Here is an 18,451-nt window from a genome sequence, read left to right as displayed (position 1 = left end):
GCCCGGCGGCGTGCCCGACCGGATCGGCGTCCGGCGCTCGGCCCCCCGTCCGCAGCCCGCGCCGTACTGTGCGCGCGCCGCCGCCCACTCGGCCGGCACCGTCCGGCCGGCGGGAGGTGCCCGATGAAGGTGGGCAATCTCGTCATCGACTGCGCCGACCTGGACGCCATGGCGGCGTTCTGGGGCGGGCTGCTCGGCATGAAGACGACCGCGGCGAACGACGGCTGGCTCGACCTGGAGCCCCTGGGCGGGAACGGGCCGATCCTGTCGTTCCAGCGCGTCCCGGAGGGCAAGACCATCAAGAACCGGCTGCACCTGGACCTGGACGTGCCCGACATCCGCGCCGCCGGCGAGCGCGCGGCGCGGCTCGGCGCCACCCCGGCCGGCGAGCCGATGGGCAACCCGGAGCGGCCCTTCCAGGTCTGGCGCGACCCCGAGGGCAACGAGTTCTGCTTCTGCACGGTGTGATCGGGTCGTGCGCCCGGGCCCGTACCCCCCGCGGGCCCGGGGCGGCGTCAGTCCTTGACGATCTGGGCCAGCAGCGTCACGACGCCGACGCCCACGCCTATGGGGATCGCGAAGCGCGGGGCGGCGGCGGTGAGGGCCGCCGCGCCGATCGCCGCGATGATGATCACGAGGGCCCGCGTGCTGATCATGGGGCGCGGCTCGCCGTGCTCGGGTGGTACTCGCATGCCGTTTCGACCTCCATCCGGACGGACGGTAAGGACCGGGGCGGCTCCCGTCGGGGACGACGGGCGACATCGCTGAGCCGCCTCGTCATCACAGGGTTCCCCGCCTGTCAACGGATGCCGCACGCGGCGCGCGATCGGGCCCCAACCATGATCGACTCATGGGGGATTCCTGGCGCGCGGCGTCCGGGGCATCCCGCTGATCCGGGATCATTGCGTGATGGAACGCAAAGGGCCGGTTGCCGGAGTTGTGCGCGGGGTGCTGCGCTGGACCGGATGGACGGCGGCGTATCTCCTCGGCCTCGTCGCGATCGTCTTCGCCGGAGCCTGGGTCTGGTGGCAGCCCGAGCCGCAGGCGCGGGGCACCGAGACCAACGCGCTGTGGGCCCGGCACCAGTGGGTGGGGGAGCCGCACAGCGACGCCGAGTACCGCGCGTTCGGCGACCTGCTGAAGCGGAACCGCATCAGCGACGTGTTCTTCCACGCGGGCCCGTTCGAGGCGGACGGGACGGTCCCCGCCTCGAAGTACCGCTACGCGCGGCAGCTGATCGAGGCCATGCACGAGTACGCGCCGGGCGTCCGCTCCCAGGCGTACCTGGGGCAGATCAGGATCGTGGAGGGCGAGGGCGTCATCGAACTGGACGACCCCGCCGTCCGGGAGCGGGTGCTCAAGACCGACGCGGCCTTCCTGGACCTCGGCTTCGACGGCATCCACTACGACTTCGAGCCGATCTACCCCGACGACCGCGCGTTCCTGACGCTCATGGACCGCACCCGCGAGCTGACCAGGTCGCGCGGCAAGCTGCTGTCGGTGGCGCTGGAGCAGCCGACGCTCTTCGACGCCCTCCAGCCCGTCTACAAGGCGCTGATCCCGCGCACCGGTCCCGTCCACTATCCGCCGCGTCCGACCAAGGACTTCCTGCGGGCGATCGCCGACCGTGCCGACCAGGTCGCGATCATGACCTACGACGTGTCGCTGCCGACCCGGTCCCTCGCCGGCTGGCACTTCGCGCGGCACACCCGCGCGACGCTGGAGCTGATCGGCGACCGCACGACCGTCTTCATGGGCGTCCCCACCTACCGCCCGCTCCTGGAGTGGGCCGAGGACCTGCCGGTCGCGCTGCGCGGCGTGCGGCGCGGGGTCGACCAGCTGGAGCGCCCGCCGAAGCGCCCGTACGGCGTCGGCGTGTACGCGGACTGGACGACCAGGCAGGACGAATGGGCCCGTTACCGATCCACCTGGCTGCCCCGGACGACAGAAAGTGCTGGCGGCTGAGAAACCCTCCCGGCCACGTTCCGGTTCTCTTGTCCCCGCAGGTAGAAAGGGTTGGGTAGCCGTTCACCTTCGGGGGTATTGCCCCGTGCGGAAGTCAAGACCGGACCACCGGATGGCAAAGGAAGAGGGGACGAGGCCGATGGGCGTTCAGCAGACCGCGCGGCGCGACGCCGACCGGATCGGCGAGCTGTCAGCCGAGTTCGCCGGCTGGCGGATCGGACGGGGTGGTTCCGGCCTCTGGTGGGCCGTCCGCGGCAACGATCTCGTGCGCACTCCCGACGTCGAGGAGCTGCGCGTCCGGCTGCACGAGATGACCGATGGGTCACGTTATCCGATCGAGTCCGGGAAGTGGCCGGACTGACCCCGTAACGCGGCTTTTGCGTGCCACGATGTGGTGATGGAGGCCGCCGCCACGCGTACCCCCGAGCGTGTGGCGGCGGCTTCTCCCTTTCTGTACGACCTGCGGGTCCAAGTCGAACGGCCGGAACGGTACCGTTCGTTGCATGGCACCCAGCACATCGACTGACGCTCCGTTTGGACGGATGCTGACCGCCATGGTCACTCCGTTCCTGCCGGACGGCGGCGTCGACTACGACGGCGCCGCGCGCCTCGCGACCCACCTGGTCGACGAGCGGCGCCACGACGGCCTCGTCGTCAACGGGACGACGGGCGAGTCGCCCACGACGAGCGACGACGAGAAGAGCAAACTTCTGCGCGCGGTCATGGAGGCGGTCGGCGACCGCGCCGTGATCGTCGCCGGTGCCGGGACGAACCACACCGAGCACACCCTGCAACTCGCGCGGCAGGCCGAGGCCACCGGCGTGCACGGGCTGCTCGTGGTGACGCCCTACTACAACAAGCCCCCGCAGGAGGGCCTCGTCCGCCACTTCACCGCGGTGGCCGACGCGACGGCCCTGCCCTGCATGCTGTACGACATCCCGGGGCGCGCCGGGGTGCCGATCGAGAACGACACGCTCGTCCAGCTCGCCGAGCATCCGCGGATCATCGCCGTCAAGGACGCCAAGGGCGACCTGTTCGGCGCGTCCCGCGTGATGGCCGCGACCGATCTGGTCTGGTACTCCGGCGACGACAACCTCAACCTGCCCTGGCTGTCCATGGGCGCGGCGGGGTTCGTCAGCGTGGTCGGGCATGTCGTCGGCGCCGAACTCCATGAGATGATCGACGCTTACCGCGCCGGTGAGCACGGCCGGGCGCTGGAGATCCACCGCCGGCTGCTGCCCGTGGTCACCGCCATCATGACCCGTACGCAGGGCGCCATCGCCGTCAAGGCAGCGCTGAACCTGCTCGGCCTCCCCGGAGGCGGCCCGCTCCGCGCGCCGCTGGTGGAGGCCACGGCGGAGTTCGCGGCGCGCCTGCGAGAAGACCTCACGATAGGGGGAGTCAAAGTGCCGGAGGTCGTCATCCCGGAGGTCAGCCGATGACCGCAGCGAAGCGAGGATCGTCGGGTGACCGTCCCGGGGGCCCGGGGGTCGCCACCCGGAAGGGCGGGGGCCGGTGAGTCATCCTCACCCGGAGCTCTCGGACCCGCCCGCGCCGCCCGAGGGCGGCCTGCGCATCGTCGCGCTGGGCGGGCTCGGGGAGATCGGCCGCAACATGACGGTGTTCGAGTACGGCGGACGCCTGCTCGTCGTCGACTGCGGTGTGCTGTTCCCCGAGACCGAGCAGCCCGGCGTCGATCTGATCCTGCCCGATTTCGAGTACATCAGGGACCGCCTCGGCGACATCGAGGCGATCATCCTCACGCACGGCCACGAGGACCACCTCGGCGCCGTGCCCTACCTGCTGCGCGAGCGCCGCGACATTCCCATCGTCGGCTCCAGGCTCACGCTCGCGCTGCTGGAGGCCAAGCTCGCCGAGCACCGCATCAAACCGGTCACCGACGTGGTGGTGGAGGGCGAGCGGCGCGGCCTGGGGCCGTTCGACTGCGAGTTCCTCGCCGTCAACCACTCCATCCCGGACGCGCTCGCCGTCGCCCTCCGCACGCCGGCCGGGGTCGTCCTGCACACCGGCGACTTCAAGATGGACCAGCTGCCGCTGGACGGCCGGCTCACCGACCTGCCCGGCTTCGCCCGGCTCGGCGCCGAGGGCATCGACCTGCTGATGTCCGACTCGACCAACGCCGAGGTGCCCGGGTTCGTCACCAGCGAGCGCAACATCGGCCCGGTCGTGGACGAGGTGTTCCGCACCGCGCAGGAGCGGCTCATCGTCGCCTGCTTCGCCTCGCACATCCACCGCGTCCAGCAGGTCCTGGACGCCGCCGTCGCCAACGGCCGCAAGGTCTGCTTCGTCGGCCGGTCGATGGTCCGCAACATGGGCGTCGCGCGCGAGCTGGGCTACCTCAACGTGCCCGACGGCATCATGGTCGAGCAGAAGGAGCTGGACGGCATCCCGGGCGACCGGCTGGTGCTGGTGTGCACCGGGTCGCAGGGCGAGCCGATGTCGGCGCTGTCGCGGATGGCGAACCGCGACCACTCGATCCGCATCACCGAGGGCGACACCGTGCTGCTGGCGTCCTCGCTGATCCCCGGCAACGAGAACGCGGTCAACCGCGTCATCAACGGCCTCACCCGCTGGGGCGCCCGCATCGTGCACAAGGGCAACGCGCTCGTGCACGTGTCCGGGCACGCGTCGGCCGGCGAGCTGCTGTACGTGCTGAACGTCACCAAGCCGGCGAACTTCCTCCCCATCCACGGGGAGTGGCGGCACCTGCGGGCGCACGCCAAGCTCGCCGCGCTCACCGGCGTGCCCGACGACGGCATCGTCATCGCCGAGGACGGCGTGGTCGTCGACCTGGTGGACGGCCGCGCCAGGATCACCGGCGCCGTCCCCGCCGGGTACGTGTACGTGGACGGGCTGTCGGTCGGCGAGGTCACCGAGACCTCACTGAAGGACCGGCGCATCCTCGGCGAGGAGGGGTTCGTCTCCATCGTCATCGGCATCGACTCGACGTCCGGCAAGGTCGTCGCCGGGCCGGAGGTGCACGCCCGCGGCGCCGGCATCCTCAACGAGGACTTCGACGAGGTCATCGAGCGGATCGAGGGCGCGCTGCGGGACGCCGCCGGCGACGGCGTGAACGACCTGCACCAGATGAGCCAGCTGATCCGGCGCACCGTCGGCAAGTGGGTGAGCGACAACTACCGGCGCCGCCCGATGATCGTCCCGGTGGTCGTGGAGGTCTGAGGCCAGGGTTCGGACGGCCGCGGACCTCCGCGGCCGTCCGTTCTCCAACACGCCTTGCGTCATCCCTGGAACCTCCGGGGTCCTTGGTTACTCTCATAACCATGGCCACACGTGCGTCCGGGGGTGCGAAAACCTCTTCGCGTGCGGGGGGCACGGCGGCTCGCAAGTCCGCAGGTTCGTCCCCCCGGAAGCGACCGAGCGGCACCGCCAAGGGCCGCGGCTCGTCGGGGCGGGGGCGTCCCCCGCAGAAGCCCGACCCGATCTCCCAGGCCGTCCTCGGGTTCTTCAAGCTCCTGTTCAAGCTGTACCTGCTCGCGGCCGTCGCCGTCGGGTCGGTGTTCCGCGCCTACGGGAACGGCGCCCGCAACCTCGACCCCGAGCACCGGCGCGACGGCCTCGGCCTGGCGCTGCTCGGCTCGTCCATCGTGCTGGCCTCGGTCACCTGGTTCCGGCCGGACGGCGTCGTCACGATCGCGCTGGAGAAGGTCGTGCGCGGCGGCCTCGGCATCATGGCGATGGCGCTGCCCGTGCTGCTGGCGCTGCTGGCGTGGCGGACGCTGCGCCACCCCGAGCAGCACGAGGACACCGGCCGCGTCGTCATCGGCATCACCGCGCTCGGCGTCGGCGTGCTCGGCATCCTGCACATCGCCGCCGGGGTCCCGTCCCCGGCGAAGGACATGCCGGGCGTCCGCGAGTCCGGCGGCGTCATCGGCTGGCTGGTGTCGGCCCCGCTCGACGCGGCGCTCAGCGGGTGGGTGGCCGTCCCGCTGCTGCTGCTCCTGTCCGGGTTCGGGCTGCTGGTCGTCACGGCGACGCCGATCGCGAAGGTCCCCGAGCGGGTCGCCGACCTGTGGGCCATGGCGACGCTGCAGAGCCGCCCGGAGCGCCCGTCCGACGGTGAGCAGGGGGACGGGGACGCGCCGAAGAAGCGGGGCCGCAAGAAGAAGTCCGAGGACGGCGACGGCGAGCTGGAGGTCGGCGAGCACTCCCGGCCGTACGACACGCCGCTGCTGGAGGACGAGCCGAAGAAGGCCGACCGCCCGCGCCGCGACCTCGCCGACGAGCTGTTCGAGCCCGACCCGTTCGGCGCCGACGTCCCGCCTCCCGCGCCGCCCGCCGACGACGAGCCGATGGACGCGGCAGGGGACGAGCACGTCGCCGGCGCGTCGATGGCCGAGGAGGCGCCGCACGAGGTGCGCGACCCGACGCCCGCGCCGCGCCGCTCCGAGCAGCTGCCGCTGTCGTCGTCCGGCGAGATCTACGTGCTGCCCGACCCGTCGAAGCTGCGGCCCGGGAGCGTGGCCAAGCCGCGCACCAAGGCCAACGACACTGTGGTGAACGCGCTCACCGGGGTGCTGGAGCAGTTCGACATCGACGCGCAGGTCACCGGGTTCACCCGGGGCCCGACGATCACCCGGTACGAGATCGAGCTGGGCCCGGCGGTGAAGGTCGAGAAGGTCACCGCGCTGACCAAGAACATCGCGTACGCGGTGAAGAGCGCCGACGTGCGGATCATCTCCCCGATCCCCGGCAAGTCGGCGATCGGGGTGGAGATCCCCAACACCGACAAGGACATCGTCAGCCTCGGCGACGTGCTGCGCTCGCCCGCCGCGACCAACGAGCACCACCCGATGATCGTCGGGCTCGGCAAGGACGTCGAGGGCCGCACGGTCGTGGCGAACCTGGCGAAGATGCCGCACATCCTCATCGCGGGCGCCACCGGCGCCGGCAAGTCGACCTGCATCAACGGGCTGATCAGCTCGATCCTGATGCGCGCCACGCCGGACGAGGTGCGGATGATCCTGGTCGACCCCAAGCGGGTCGAGCTGACGATGTACCAGGGCATCCCGCACCTGATCACGCCGATCATCACCAGCCCGAAGAAGGCCGCCGAGGCCCTGGAGTGGGTCGTCGGCGAGATGGACCGCCGCTACGACGACCTGGCCGCGTCCGGGTACCGGCACATCGACGACTTCAACAAGGCGGTGAAGGCGGGCAAGCTCAAGCCGCCGCCCGGCAGCGAGCGCGTCTACACCCCGTACCCGTACATGCTGGTCATCGTGGACGAGCTGGCCGACCTGATGATGGTCGCGCCGCGCGACGTGGAGGACTCGGTCGTCCGCATCACCCAGCTCGCCCGCGCCGCCGGCATCCACCTGGTGCTGGCGACGCAGCGGCCGTCGGTGGACGTCGTCACCGGGCTCATCAAGGCCAACGTGCCGTCCCGGCTGGCGTTCGCGACGTCCTCGCTGTCCGACAGCCGCGTCATCCTCGACCAGCCGGGCGCGGAGAAGCTGGTCGGGCAGGGCGACGCGCTGTTCCTGCCGATGGGCGCGAGCAAGCCGATGCGCCTGCAGAACGCCTACGTGTCGGAGAAGGAGATCCACGGGGTCGTCGACCACTGCAAGGCGCAGATGGAGGCGAACTACCGCGAGGACGTCGCCGAGTCGAACAAGCCGAAGAAGGAGATCGACGAGGAGATCGGCGACGACATGGACCTGCTCGTCCAGGCGATCGAGCTCGTCGTGTCCACCCAGTTCGGGTCGACGTCGATGCTGCAGCGCAAGCTCCGCGTCGGGTTCGCCAAGGCCGGGCGGCTGATGGACCTGATGGAGAGCCGCGACATCGTCGGGCCGAGCGAGGGCTCCAAGGCGCGGGACGTGCTGGCCAAGCCGGACGATCTCCCGGGCGTCCTCGCCGAACTGCGCGGCGGAAGCTGACCCGCGCGGCCAGGGCATTGCGGAATGATGCGAAATCTTGCCCTGTTTCGAACGTGTTGGCTGTCGCCGAGCGGGCATTGCCGTTTCTAGACTGGTGTTTCAGAAGATCGGCCACGAGCGCCCCCGAAGGAGGCCCGAGGTGAGCATCGGTGAGACCCTGGCGGAGGAGCGTGAGCGGGCCGGTCTCTCGGTGACACAGGTGAGTCTCCAAACGCGGATACGGGAGACCGTGATCCGCGGCATGGAGGCCGACGACTTCTCGCTCTGCGGCGGCAACTTCTACGCCCGCGGCCACATCCGCAGCATCTCCCGGGTCATCGGCATCGATCCGGAGCCGCTCGTCGCCGAGTTCGACGCCGCGCACGGCGGCGCCCCGCAGCCCGTCTCGGCGATCTCGGCGTTCGAGCCGGAGCAGCCCGTCGCGTTCCGTGAGCGCAAGGCGCCCAACTGGAGCGCCGCGATGGCGCTCGCCCTCGCCCTCGTCGTCATCTACGGGGTCGTCCAGGTCGTCGGGCACGACGGCGGCGGTGAGCAGCGCACCGCGCAGCAGGTCGCCGGGACGCCCGCGCCGCCCTCCGCGTCGCCGTCCGCGTCGGCGCCGCCGAAGAGCGGCGCGCCGGTCGCCGAGGCGCCGCGCACCAAGGTCGAGGTGCGGATCGAGGCCAAGCGCACCACCTGGCTGAACGTCATCGGCGACAAGGGCAAGACGCTCTTCATCGGCACCCTGCACAAGGGCGACGAGAAGGACTTCAGCGCCAAGAAGAAGGTCAAGCTGGTGATCGGCGTCGGCGGCAGCGTCAACCTGACCGTCAACGGCAAGGACATCGGCTCGCCCGGCAAGGGCAAGGGCGTGCAGCGGCTGAGCTTCGACAAGAACGACCCGGAACCCGCGTAGGGGCCGCTGGTACGTCCTGGCGCCTGCGCCCATTACCTTTAGGGGCATGTCCACTCGCCGCAAGGTCTCGCTCATCACGCTCGGCTGCGCCCGCAACGAGGTCGATTCCGAGGAACTCGCCGCGCGCATCGAGGACGCGGGCTGGGACCTGGCCGACGGCGCCGACGGTGCCGACGGCGCGGACGTGGTCGTCGTCAACACGTGCGGGTTCATCGAGGCCGCCAAGAAGGACTCCATCGACACGCTCCTCGCCGCGCACGACTCGGGTGCCAAGGTCGTCGCAGCCGGCTGCATGGCCGAGCGGTACGGCAAGGAGCTGGCGGAGGCGCTGCCGGAGGCCGACGCGGTGCTCGGCTTCGACGACTACGCCGGCATCGCGGAGCGGCTCGACGACGTCATGGCGGGCCGCAGGCGGGAGGCGCACACCCCGCGCGACCGGCGGACCCTGCTGCCGATCAGCCCGGTGGAGCGGTCGGCGTCCCAGGTGGCGGTCCCGGGGCACGGCGGCCCGGCCGACCTGCCGGACGGGGTGGCGCCCGCGTCCGGCCCGCGGGTGCTGCGGCGGAGGCTCGGCGGCGGCCCGGTCGCGCCGCTGAAGCTGGCGTCCGGCTGCGACCGGCGCTGCACGTTCTGCGCGATCCCCGCGTTCCGCGGCGCCTACGTGTCGCGCCCGCCGGCGGAGGTGCTGGAGGAGGCGCGCTGGCTCGCCGGGCACGGCGTCCGCGAGCTGGTCCTGGTGAGCGAGAACTCGACGTCCTATGGCAAGGACCTCGGCGACCTGCGCGCGCTGGAGAAGCTGCTGCCCGGCCTCGCCGCCGTGGACGGGATCGAGCGCGTCCGGGTCAGCTACCTGCAGCCCGCCGAGACCCGCCCGGGGCTCATCGAGGCGATCTGCGGCACGCCCGGCGTCGCGCCCTACTTCGACATGTCGTTCCAGCACGCGTCCGGCCCGGTGCTGCGCTCGATGCGGCGGTTCGGCGACCGGGAGCGGTTCCTCGGGCTGCTCGACCAGGTCCGCGAGCTGGCGCCGGACGCGGGCGTGCGGTCCAATTTCATCGTCGGCTTCCCCGGCGAGACCGAGGACGACTTCGCGGAGCTGGCGGAGTTCCTGTCCGCCGCACGCCTCGACGCGGTCGGCGTGTTCGGCTACTCCGACGAGGACGGCACCGAGGCCGCGGACCTGGCCGGCAAGCTCGACCCGGCCGAGGTCGCCGGCCGCGTCGACGAGCTGTCCGGCCTCGCCGAGGAGCTGACCTCCCAGCGCGCCGAGGACCGCATCGGCTCGACGGTCCGCGTCCTGCTGGAGGAGAAGGCCGAGGACGGCGGTTTCGAGGGCCGCGCCGAGCACCAGGCGCCGGAGGTGGACGGGACGGTCCTCGTCCGCGGCGAGGGCCTGGCGCTCGGCGAGATCGTCGAGGCCCGCGTCACCGGCAGCGACGGCGTAGACCTCATCGCGGAGGTGGCATGATCGCGGGCACCCCGGAACCGGTCGCGGGCTCCGACCCGCCCCCGGCCGGCGTCTGGAACATCGCCAACGCGCTGACGATGGTCCGGATCGTGCTCGTGCCCTTCTTCGTGTGGCTGCTGTTCCTGGACGGCACCGGCTGGCGGCTCGCCGCGTTCGCGGTGTTCGCCGCCGCCTCCATCACCGACAAGATCGACGGGGACATCGCCCGCGCCCGCGGCATCGTCACCGACTTCGGCAAGATCGCCGACCCGATCGCCGACAAGGCGCTCACCGGCGCCGCGCTGGTCAGCCTGTCGGTGATGGGGGAGCTGTGGTGGTGGGTGACGGCCGCCATCATGGTCCGCGAGATCGGCATCACCGTGCTGCGGTTCGTCGTGCTCCGGCACGGGGTGATCCCGGCCAGCAAGGGCGGGAAGCTGAAGACGATGCTGCAGGTCATCGCGATCGGCTTCTACATCCTGCCCGGCCCGCTCGACTACGTCCGCTGGGTCACGATGGGCGCCGCCCTCGTCGTCACCGTCGTCACGGGCGTGGACTACGTCGTGCAGGCGCGGCGGAAGCGCCGGCCGTCGCAACCGTGAGAAAGGCCATGGCGCCCGCGGGAGCCACGAGGCCACGCCCACCCCGGTCGTGGTCCCGCGGCCCCGGTTCGCGGGCGCCACGCAATTCGATTATCCCCGCCCGCGCGAGTGCGGACGAACCGATCAAATGAGTTTTGACTCACAATGTGACTGGACGTCCGGGGCGAGTTGTCCCCCGCGACCGGCGCTTTCGCGCCGCGCCGGAAAAGGGACGAACCCGTTGGACCGGTACGAACCCGCACGCGGCGGCGCCGTCCTCATCCGGCCGTTCCTCCCGGTGAACCGGTGGTGCGCCGCGGCCGTCCCGGGCCGCCGCCGGTAGATTCGAAACGCTCGCGGCGAGCCGTGGCCACCGACAACGAAGATGGGGGCGCCATGCGGGTCGAACTGCTCACCGTCGGGGACGAGCTGCTCCTCGGCGACACGATCAACGGCAACGCGGCGTGGCTGGGCCGCCGGCTGGCCGAGCACGGCGTCGACGTCACCCGCAGCGTCGTCGTCGGCGACGAGCTGGACGTCATCGTCGCGGCCGCGACGACGGCGCTGGAACGGGCCGACGCGGTGATCACCACCGGCGGGCTCGGCCCGACCTACGACGACCTCACCCGGGACGCGCTCGCCGCGGCGGCGGGCGTGCCGCTCGTCCGCGACCCGGACCTGGAGCGGCGGCTGCGCGAGCGGGTCGCCCGCGCCGGCCGCGAGCTGCAGCCGATGGCGCTGCGGATGGCCGACGTCCCGAAGGGCGCGCGCATCCTGGTGAACTCCGCCGGGTCGGCGCCCGGCCTGCGCGTGGAGCTGCCCGGCGGGGTCGTCTACGCGCTGCCCGGCGTCCCGTTCGAGATGCACACGATCATGGACGAGATCGTGCTGCCGGAGCTCGCCCTCGTCGCCGGGCTGCCCGCGGTCGCGCGCCGCACGCTGCGCACCGCCCGGATGTGGGAGTCGGTCGTCGCGACGCGGCTCGCCGAGGTCGAGGCGATGGACGGGGTGAAGCTCGCCTACCTGCCCGACCCGGCCGAGGTGAAGATCCGCATCACGGTGGCCGGCCCGGACGCCGCCGGCCGCCTGGCGGGCGTCGAGGCGCAGGTCCGGTCGCTGCTCGGCTCGGCCGTCTACGGGGCCGGGGACGAGACGCTGGACCGGGTCGTCCACCGGCTGCTCGCCGCCCGCGGGGAGACCGTGGCGACGGCGGAGTCGCTCAGCGGCGGCCTCATCGGCGCCGAGCTGACCGCGATGCCCGGCTCGTCCGCCACCTACGCGGGCGGCATGGTGACGTACGCGACGGAGGCCAAGGAGCGGCTGCTCGGCGTCCCGGCGGACCTGCTCGCCGCGCACGGGGCCGTCCACCCGGACGTGGCCGCCGCGATGGCCGCCGGCGTCCGGGACGCGGTCGGCGCGACCTACGGGCTGGCCGTCACGGGCGTCGCCGGCCCGGACACGCAGGACGGCCGTCCGGTCGGAACGGTCTATATCGGCGTGGCCGGTCCTGGAAATTCGCGCACTGTGGTCAGCCCGAAACTCCCCGTGCCCGGTGCCGGGCCGGAGATCCGCGGGGTGATCCGGCGGATGACCGTCGTGCACGCCCTTGAGCTGCTGAGACGCGTCCTGATGGGGCTTGACGCCGAGGGCGAGAGCGAGGAGGCTCGGGCAGATCGGGAAGACCTGGACTGATTACAGCGTTACGTTCCCAGCGAACACGAAATCAACGGTCTGCCATGGTCACCGTCAAGGCGGGTACGGTGGAACCGGCAGATGGTCCGAACTGAGGGAGGGAGCGAGACGATGGTCCTGCTTCGCCAGCTGCTCGGTGACGTACTGCGGCAGCTGCGGCTGCGCCAGGGACGCACCCTCCGTGAGGTGTCCGCGGCGGCACGGGTGTCACTCGGCTATCTCTCCGAGGTCGAGCGGGGACAGAAAGAGGCCTCTTCGGAGCTGCTGTCCTCGATCTGCAAAGCCCTGGGCGTCCCGCTGTCGCACGTGCTGAGGGAAGTCGCGGATCAGCTCGCCCTCGCCGAGCTGCAGCACGAGCCCGTCATGGCGGGCGCGCCGGAACACGAGCGCATCACCACCGAGAGCATTCCGGAGACGCCGGAGGAGATCACCGGGGAGCTCCGCGCCGACATGGTCGCGGCCTGACCCGTTCTCGGCGCGTTCATGCCCACCGGGGGCCGCGGGTGTGCGCGGCCTCACGCATGGACGCGGCATTTCCGGGGATGTTCCGTGTTGTAACGACTAACCGTAACGACGCGGAAGGAGCCCGATAATGGCGACGGTCAAGAGCCCGCTCCCGGACGATGCCGTGAAGGTGGTGGGCAAGGCCCTGCAGGGCGCCCTGGTCGACCTGGTCGACCTCGCGCTGCTGGCCAAGCAGGCGCACTGGAACCTGACCGGGCGCAACTTCAAGGTCGTGCACGAGCACCTGGACGAGGTCGTCGCCCTCGCCCGCACCGGGCAGGACGACGTGGCCGAGCGCGCCGTGGCGGTCGGCGTGAACCCCGACGGCCGCGCCCGCACGGTCGCCGACCGCACCGAGCTGCCGCAGCTGGAGGCCGGCTACCTCGACGACGACAAGGTCGTCGCCGCGATCACCGACATGCTGGCCCAGATCATCGCCCGCTTCCGGGAGCGCATCGCCGCGACCGACGAGCCCGACCAGGTCACCCAGGACCTGCTCATCAGCATCACCGCCCAACTCGAAAAGCAGCACTGGATGTTCCAGGCCCAAACCTGACGCGTGCGAAGCCCCCGGCCCCCGCCGATCCCGATCGGCGGGGGCCGGCGCTTCTCCGTGGCTGCGTTGACTTGCGGCGTGTTGCCCTTATGCGGCGCCGCATAAGGGCAACACGCCGCAAGTCAACGCGATAGCGAGTCGGTTGGCGGTCGTGGACGGCCGTCTAGTGCGGGGCGGGTTGGCAGGCGGGGCACCAGAAGGTGACTCGTTCGCCGGTTTGCTCGGCGCGTTCGATGCGGGTTCCGCAGCGGCGGCAGGGGCGTCCGGCTCGGCCGTACACCCAGTGCTCCCGGCCGCGTCCGCGGTCGCCGGTGGTGATGTGGCCGTGGCGCTCCTTGTTGGCGTCCAGGAGGCGGTGAGACAGCTCCACGAGCGCGGGGAGGTCCGGGACGTCCCCGACTCGCGTCCACGGGTTGACGCCGCTGAGGAACAGGACCTCGGCCTTGTAGACGTTGCCGATCCCGGCGAGCCGCGTCTGGTCGAGCAGGGCCTCGCCGATGGGCCGCGCCGGCTGTTCGCCCAGCCGCGCGACGGCGTCGGCCGTCGTCCCCGGCCCCCAGGACGGGTCGAGCAGGTCGGGTCCGAGGTGGCCCACCGCCTTGTCCTCCTCGGCGGTGCGCAGCAGCTCGACCAGGCCGAGCGAGTAGCCGACCGCCTGCCACTCGGCGTTCGCCAGCACCAGGCGGACCCTGTCAGCCGCGGGCGCACTGAGGGACGAAGGGCGCCCGCGGAAGCGCCGAGGGCTCGCAGGCGAATAGGCACTGTCGCGGGGGACGGGGCCCGAGCGGCGGATCTGCCAGCGGCCCTCCATCAGCAGGTGCGTGTGCACGGTGAGCCCGTCCTCGACGCGGGTGAGGAGGTGCTTGCCGCGCGGCACGGTGTCCAGGACCGTCCGGCCGCGCAGGTCGGCGGTGGCGAACCGGGGGACGCGGAAGTCCGAGCGCGTGAGCACCCGCCCGGCGAGCGCCTCGCGCAACCGCCGGGCCGTCAGCCAGACGACGTCCCCTTCAGGCATAACGTGCCGACTCAGATCAGGGAGGGGCTCTCCCAGGCGGACGGGTCCTCGGTCAGCTTGGCGACGGCCGGGGGCAGCTCCCCGGCCGCGATGTGCGCGAGCGTGACCTGCTCCAGGATGGAGCGCTCGCTGGCGCGCAGCGCGATCCACACCTCCTGCAGGGACCGCGCCGGCCCCTCGTACCCGACGTGCTCGGGGCGCTCGCCCCGGACGCCGAGCAGCGGCCCGTCGATGGCGCGGATGATGTCGGCGAGGGAGATCCGCTCGGCCGGCCGCGCCAGCCAGTAGCCGCCCTCGGGCCCCCGCTGGCTCCGGACGAGGCCGGACCGGCGCAGCTGGCCGAGGATGTTCTCCAGGAATTTGGGCGGGATCTGCTGCGCCTCGGCGAGCTGCACCGCGGTCACCGGGTGACTCCCGGCGACCGCCAGCTCGGCGGAGGCGCGCAACGCGTAGTCGACCCGGGCGGACAATCGCATGTACGCATTATCCCTTGCCGATCGGACCGGTCGGGCACCGCCGCGGAATGCGGCGTGACGCGCCCGCCGGAACCGGGCTCTGAGTCCGGCGGGCGCGCCACGGGTCTAGCCGGCCGTCCCCGGGGACGCCGTCAGGCCGAGCAGCTCGGCGGCGGCCTGCGCGTTGGCGGCGGCGGCGCCGTAGGTGGCCAGGTAGACGGCCGATCCGGGGCGCCAGACGGGCAGTCCCATCTCCACCACGACGGTGTCGGGGCGGGCGGTCAGCAGCGCCGTGGTGAGGGCGCGCTGGCTCGCGTGCCGGTGCGCGTCGCGCAGGACGATGATCAGGCCGCGTCCCTTGGACCGGTCCAGGATCTGGTCCGCCGCCCCGTCCGCGCCGTCGGCCCGGACGGCGTCGGGCGCCCACGGGTGCAGTCCCCACGGGGTCGGGCCGACCGCGATGTTGCCGCTGGACTCCGTCTCGACGACCAGCGGCGGCCCGGCCCAGCCTGGGAGCGCTCCCGTGACCCGCACGGCGCGGCGGGCCGCCGCCAGCCCGGCGGCGCGGTCCACGGCCGCGGGGCTGTGCCCGGCGAGCCACTCCCGGAGCGCCGCGGTGCGGTCCGCCGCGTCCAGCAGCCGGCTCGCCGGCAGCCGGCCCGCGCGGACGGCCTCGTCGATCGCGGCGAGGGTCGCCTCGACGGTCTCCGCGTGCTCGTGCGGGCCGAGGCAGAGCAGGTCGGCGCCCGCGATGAGGGCCCGCACGGACGCCTCCGGGATGCCGATCGCGCCGCTCGCGCCCTCCATGTCGAGCGCGTCGGTGACGATGACGCCCTGGTAGCCGAGGTGCTCGCGGAGCAGCCCGGTGATCGCGGCGTGCGACAGGGTGGCCGGCACGCCGGCGGTGATCGCGGGCAGGTTGAGGTGCCCGGTCATCACCGCGCGGGTCCCGGCGGCGATCGCGGCCCGGAACGGGACCAGCTCGCGGCGGTCCAGCAGGTCCAGGTCGGCGTCGACGAGCGGGATCGACAGGTGCGAGTCGTCCACCGTCGCGCCGTGGCCGGGGAAGTGCTTCGCGCAGGCCGCGACGCCCGCCTCCTGCGTCCCGGTGACGGACGCGGCGGCGTGCCGGGCGACCAGCTCGGGGTCGGAGCCGAACGAGCGGGTGCCGATCACGGGGTTGTCGTCGGCGGTGTTGACGTCCACCGACGGCGCGAAGTTGAAGTTGACCCCGACCTCGGCCAGCTCGGCGCCGAGGGAGCGGTAGATGCGGCGGGTCAGCTCCGGGTCGTCCACGGCGCCGAGCGCGGCGTTGCCCGGGTAGGGGCTGCCGGTCGCGTGGCCGCCGAGCCGGGTGACGTCGCCGCCCTCCTCGTCGATCGTGATGAACGGGTCGCCGGCCTTGCGCAGCTGCGCGGTCAGCGCGGCGAGCGACTCCGTGCTCGGCACGTTGCCGGTGAGGGCGAAGAGCGTGACGCCGCCGAGGCCGGCCTCCAGCTCGTCCAGCAGCCAGCGCGGCGCGGTCGCCCCGGGGAACGACGGGAGCAGCGTGCCGCGCGCCAGCCGGGCGATCTCCGCCGTGGTCGCGATGTCGTCGGTCGTCACCCCTTCACCGCCCCGGCGGTGAGGCCGGACACCATGCGGCGCTGGACGAGCAGGAAGAAGGCGATGACGGGAATGGTGAGCAGCGTGGACGCTGCCATGATGGGCCCCCAGGCGTTGCCGCTGCGGCCGAAGAAGAACTGCAGCATGATCGGCAGGGTGTACTTGTTCTGGTCTTCCAGGAACGTGTAGGCGAAGATGAACTCGTTCCAGGCGGTGATGAACGAGAAGATGCTGGTCGCGACCAGTCCGGGCGCGACGAGCGGGAGCATGACCGTGAAGAACGTCCGGACCGGGCCGGCGCCGTCGATCGCGGCGGCCTCCTCCAGTTCGCGCGGCACCGCGGCGACGAAGCCCCGCAGCATCCAGATCGCGAACGGCACCGCGAACCCGATGTAGACCAGCGAGAGGCCCGCCAGGCTGTTCAGCAGGTCGAACTGCTTCAGGTCGAGGAACAGCGGGATGACCAGCGCCTCCAGCGGAACCATCTGCACCACCAGGAGCATCACGAGGAAGGTGGTGCGGAACCGGAAGCGGAACCGGGCGACGGCGGTGGCGGCCATCAGCGCGAGCAGGCCGGACGCGAGGACGGTGACGACGGCGAGGATCGCGCTGTTCGCGAAGTACTCCCAGAAGGAGACCTCGGCGATGCCGCCGTTCAGCACCAGGTCGAAGTGCTCGAGCGTCGGGTGGGCGGGGAGCGGCTTCGGCGTCGTGCTGAAGATCTCGGTGTTCGGCTTGAACGCGGTGGAGGCCATCCAGAAGACCGGGAAGACCGCGATGGCGAAGACGAGCAGGCCCGTCCCGTTCAGCAGCATTCTGCGCGGCAGCGCGGACTTCATCGCGTCTCCCCCTGTCGGACCATGACCCGCACGTAGAGGGCGGTGACGATGAGCAGGATGAACGTGAGCACGAGCGCGATCGCCGAGCCCATGCCGAGCTTCGGATTGAGCGAGCCGAACGCCTCGGAGTAGGCGTACAGCGACAGGTTGAACGCGTCGCGGTTGGCCAGCCCGGCCATGATGAACAGCTGCGTGAAGACCTTGAAGTCCCAGATGATCGACATGACCAGCAGCACCATGAAGATCGGCTTGAGCATCGGGTAGGTGATGCTCCAGAACGTCCGCCACGGGCCGGAGCCGTCCACCCGGGCGGCCTCGTACAGCTCGCCGGGGACGCTCTTCAGCCCGGCCAGCACGGACACGGCGACGAACGGGCATGCCTGCCACACCACGCACACGGTCAGCACGGTGTAGGTCGACAGCGGCGTGGCGAACCAGTTGTAGTCGAGCCAGTCGCCGCCGACGAGGAAGTCCGGCAGCAGGTCCAGCGACCAGTTGACGAGGCCGCCGGTGGTGCCGAACAGCCAGCTGAAGATGATCGCCGCGGTGACCGGCGGGGTCGCCCAGGCGACCATCACGCCGCCGGCGACGAAGCCCGACATCCTCTTGCCGAGCTTGTGCAGCAGCAGTCCCACCAGCGTCCCGACGACCAGGGTCAGGCTCACCGCGACGACGGCGAACAGGACGGTGTGCTTGAGGGTCTGCCAGAAGAACGGGTTACTGAGGATCTTGGTGAAGTTCTCGGTGCCCACCTGCTCGGCCGGCTCGCCGCGCAGCTGGCGGTTGCCGACCTTCTGGAACGACATGATCCCGATCTGGATCATCGGCCAGAACATCAGGATCGCGATCACGAGCACGGTGGGCGTGATCAGCAGATAGGGCCCGAGGCGGGGCCGGCGGCGGGGGCGCGCCCGGCCGGAGGACCTCCGGCCGGGCGCTCTCCGCACCGCGGGTGCGGTGTCGAGCATGGACGTTC

Annotated in this window: 18 protein-coding genes; 12 read left to right on the top strand and 6 right to left on the bottom strand. The window is 71.8% G+C overall.

The genetic code is table 11. The features are described 5' to 3' along the window. Positions 1 to 123 precede the first annotated feature (123 nt). On the top strand, positions 124 to 468 hold the full coding sequence (locus HUX53_RS08510) for a VOC family protein (RefSeq protein WP_176402612.1): 345 nt from the start codon (positions 124 to 126) through the stop codon (positions 466 to 468). Between the two features lie 47 nt (positions 469 to 515). On the opposite strand, the gene HUX53_RS08505 is transcribed toward HUX53_RS08510, so the two are convergent. Then, positions 516 to 692 (bottom strand): hypothetical protein, encoded by a 177-nt coding sequence (locus tag HUX53_RS08505; protein ID WP_176402611.1) that lies wholly within the window; start codon positions 690 to 692, stop codon positions 516 to 518. Positions 693 to 909: 217 nt separating this feature from the next. Between HUX53_RS08505 and HUX53_RS08500 the strand changes: the two genes are divergently transcribed. The 11 genes from HUX53_RS08500 (at position 910) to HUX53_RS08450 (ending at position 13,561) form a co-directional block, all read left to right on the top strand. Continuing rightward, on the top strand, positions 910 to 1,965 hold the full coding sequence (locus tag HUX53_RS08500; protein WP_255205048.1) for a hypothetical protein: 1,056 nt from the start codon (positions 910 to 912) through the stop codon (positions 1,963 to 1,965). 139 nt (positions 1,966 to 2,104) lie between these two features. Then, on the top strand, positions 2,105 to 2,326 hold the full coding sequence (locus HUX53_RS08495; protein ID WP_176402610.1) for a hypothetical protein: 222 nt from the start codon (positions 2,105 to 2,107) through the stop codon (positions 2,324 to 2,326). A 142-nt stretch (positions 2,327 to 2,468) separates the two neighbouring features. Then, positions 2,469 to 3,407, top strand: a complete 939-nt coding sequence (gene dapA / locus HUX53_RS08490; RefSeq protein ID WP_176402609.1) for a 4-hydroxy-tetrahydrodipicolinate synthase — start codon at positions 2,469 to 2,471, stop codon at positions 3,405 to 3,407. A gap of 73 nt (positions 3,408 to 3,480) precedes the next feature. Next, positions 3,481 to 5,166, top strand: coding sequence for a ribonuclease J (locus tag HUX53_RS08485; RefSeq protein WP_176402608.1), 1,686 nt, complete (start codon positions 3,481 to 3,483; stop codon positions 5,164 to 5,166). A 101-nt stretch (positions 5,167 to 5,267) separates the two neighbouring features. Continuing rightward, positions 5,268 to 7,886, top strand: a complete 2,619-nt coding sequence (locus tag HUX53_RS08480; RefSeq protein WP_176402607.1) for a DNA translocase FtsK — start codon at positions 5,268 to 5,270, stop codon at positions 7,884 to 7,886. A 139-nt stretch (positions 7,887 to 8,025) separates the two neighbouring features. Next, positions 8,026 to 8,781, top strand: coding sequence for a helix-turn-helix domain-containing protein (locus tag HUX53_RS08475; RefSeq protein WP_176402606.1), 756 nt, complete (start codon positions 8,026 to 8,028; stop codon positions 8,779 to 8,781). Positions 8,782 to 8,827: 46 nt separating this feature from the next. After that, a complete protein-coding gene (gene rimO, locus HUX53_RS08470) occupies positions 8,828 to 10,249 on the top strand; it encodes a 30S ribosomal protein S12 methylthiotransferase RimO (protein WP_176402605.1) in 1,422 nt (473 codons plus the stop codon). After that, on the top strand, positions 10,246 to 10,830 hold the full coding sequence (locus tag HUX53_RS08465; protein WP_176402604.1) for a CDP-alcohol phosphatidyltransferase family protein: 585 nt from the start codon (positions 10,246 to 10,248) through the stop codon (positions 10,828 to 10,830). The genes rimO and HUX53_RS08465 overlap by 4 nt, the downstream gene beginning before the upstream one ends. Before the next feature lie 375 nt (positions 10,831 to 11,205). Then, positions 11,206 to 12,501: a CinA family nicotinamide mononucleotide deamidase-related protein gene (locus HUX53_RS08460; protein ID WP_176402603.1), complete on the top strand. Its 1,296-nt coding sequence runs from the start codon at positions 11,206 to 11,208 to the stop codon at positions 12,499 to 12,501. Between the two features lie 111 nt (positions 12,502 to 12,612). Beyond that, positions 12,613 to 12,966 (top strand): helix-turn-helix domain-containing protein, encoded by a 354-nt coding sequence (locus tag HUX53_RS08455; RefSeq protein WP_176402602.1) that lies wholly within the window; start codon positions 12,613 to 12,615, stop codon positions 12,964 to 12,966. 127 nt (positions 12,967 to 13,093) lie between these two features. Beyond that, positions 13,094 to 13,561, top strand: coding sequence for a DNA starvation/stationary phase protection protein (locus HUX53_RS08450; RefSeq protein ID WP_176402601.1), 468 nt, complete (start codon positions 13,094 to 13,096; stop codon positions 13,559 to 13,561). Between the two features lie 163 nt (positions 13,562 to 13,724). Here the strand turns inward: HUX53_RS08450 and HUX53_RS08445 are convergent, their stop codons facing one another. The 5 genes from HUX53_RS08445 to HUX53_RS08425 all read right to left on the bottom strand — a co-directional run bounded on the left by HUX53_RS08445 (position 13,725) and on the right by HUX53_RS08425 (position 18,443). Next, complete coding sequence (locus tag HUX53_RS08445; RefSeq protein WP_176402600.1) at positions 13,725 to 14,576, bottom strand: Fpg/Nei family DNA glycosylase; 852 nt, start codon at positions 14,574 to 14,576, stop codon at positions 13,725 to 13,727. Between the two features lie 11 nt (positions 14,577 to 14,587). Continuing rightward, entirely contained in the window at positions 14,588 to 15,052 is a 465-nt protein-coding gene (locus HUX53_RS08440; protein WP_176402599.1) for an Rrf2 family transcriptional regulator, read from the bottom strand. A 105-nt stretch (positions 15,053 to 15,157) separates the two neighbouring features. Next, a complete protein-coding gene (locus tag HUX53_RS08435) occupies positions 15,158 to 16,636 on the bottom strand; it encodes a glycoside hydrolase family 3 N-terminal domain-containing protein (protein WP_309237118.1) in 1,479 nt (492 codons plus the stop codon). Next, positions 16,633 to 17,475 carry a carbohydrate ABC transporter permease gene (locus HUX53_RS08430; protein ID WP_176402598.1) on the bottom strand — a complete coding sequence of 281 codons (843 nt, stop codon included), beginning with the start codon at positions 17,473 to 17,475 and terminating at the stop codon, positions 16,633 to 16,635. The genes HUX53_RS08435 and HUX53_RS08430 overlap by 4 nt, the downstream gene beginning before the upstream one ends. Continuing rightward, positions 17,472 to 18,443 carry a carbohydrate ABC transporter permease gene (locus HUX53_RS08425; protein WP_176402597.1) on the bottom strand — a complete coding sequence of 324 codons (972 nt, stop codon included), beginning with the start codon at positions 18,441 to 18,443 and terminating at the stop codon, positions 17,472 to 17,474. The genes HUX53_RS08430 and HUX53_RS08425 overlap by 4 nt, the downstream gene beginning before the upstream one ends. Positions 18,444 to 18,451: the final 8 nt, after the last annotated feature.

This window comes from Actinomadura sp. BRA 177, assembly GCF_013372625.1.
In the GTDB taxonomy this organism is placed as follows: Bacteria; Actinomycetota; Actinomycetes; order Streptosporangiales; family Streptosporangiaceae; genus Spirillospora.
The sequence above is the reverse complement of the archived record's forward strand: the minus strand, read 5'-3'. Positions and strand labels throughout refer to the sequence as shown.